Source organism: Gemmatimonas sp., from assembly GCF_031426495.1.
Classification (GTDB): Bacteria; Gemmatimonadota; Gemmatimonadetes; order Gemmatimonadales; family Gemmatimonadaceae; genus Gemmatimonas.
Genome location: NZ_JANPLK010000076.1, coordinates 1 through 1,096 on the forward strand (window position 1 = coordinate 1; position 1,096 = coordinate 1,096).

Consider the following 1,096-nt stretch of genomic DNA (forward strand, 5'->3'; position numbering starts at 1 on the left):
CCCCCTGTGTCAGGATAGTTGTCGCATGAGCGGTGCAAACGCATCGCCCATGTCGATCACCGGTCGGGGGTATGGAGTTGGTTCGCATGCAAACGTACAGTGCCGCCTTTAGGGCGCGGGTGGTGCAGCGGTTGATGGGCCCGCGCGCGGTCAGCGCGAATCGGTTGGCCGCGACGGTGGGCGTGTCGCAAGAGACCCTCTCGCGATGGCTGCGCCACGCCCGTAGTGTAGAGGGCATGACCGCACCGAAGAAGCGGACGCCGCGCTGGACCGGCGCGGACAAGCTGCGCGTGGTGCTCGCGGCCGAGGGGTTAGAGGACGAGGCGCTCGGCGCGCTGCTGCGGCAGGAAGGCCTGCACGCGGCGCAGCTCGCGGAGTGGCGCGCGGCCGCCGAAGCCGCGCTGGGTGCGCCGGCGCCGCGTCGCCCGTCGGGGCCGTCGCCCGAGGCGCAGCGGATTGTGGCGCTGGAGCGTGAGCTCCGGCGCAAAGAGGCCGCACTCGCCGAAACCGCCGCGCTCTTGGTGCTCAAAAAAAAAGTCCGAGCGATCTGGGCGGACGAGGACGATACCACGGACCCGAGGCGCGGCGCATGATCGTCGCACTGATTGAGGAGGCCGTGGGAAGCGGCGCGCGACGCACGCGGGCGTGTGCCGTGGTGGGCCTCAGCGTGCGCACGGTGGAGCGCTGGCGCGGGCCGCATCCACAGGATGCGCGGCACGGCCCGCGGTCGACGCCGGCCAATGCCTTGACCACCACCGAGCGCGCCGACGTCCTCGCGCTCGTGAACAGCCCCGCGTATCGGGACGCGTCGCCGCATCAGATCGTGCCGCAACTCGCCGACACGGGCGTGTTCGTGGCGTCGGAATCGACGATCTATCGCCTGCTGCGGGAGGAGCGCCAGCTCGCGCATCGCGGCCGCGCGCACGCGCCGGTGCGACGCGAGGTGCCCGCGCATCACGCGACGGGACCAGCGCAAGTGTGGAGCTGGGATATCACGTACCTCCAGAGCCCGGTGCGGGGCCTCTTCTGGTATCTGTACCTGATCATGGACATCTGGAGCCGCCGCATCATGGGATGGGCGGTCTACCCGACGCAA

At 70.3% G+C, this 1,096-nt stretch carries 1 protein-coding gene and 1 pseudogene; both read left to right on the forward strand.

Annotated elements, in window-relative coordinates; translation table 11 throughout:
* Positions 1 to 86: 86 nt before the first annotated feature.
* Complete coding sequence (locus tag RMP10_RS18565) at positions 87 to 593, forward strand: transposase (protein ID WP_310571608.1); 507 nt, start codon at positions 87 to 89, stop codon at positions 591 to 593.
* Positions 590 to 1,096 (forward strand): annotated as a pseudogene (locus RMP10_RS18570) (IS3 family transposase); the annotation flags it as partial. The gene RMP10_RS18565 and the pseudogene RMP10_RS18570, both read left to right, overlap by 4 nt.

Bases quoted from the DNA above. Each gene is read 5' to 3' on its own strand.
- RMP10_RS18565 (WP_310571608.1), top strand. From the start codon at position 87: ATGCAAACGTACAGTGCCGCCTTTAGGGCGCGGGTGGTGCAGCGGTTG.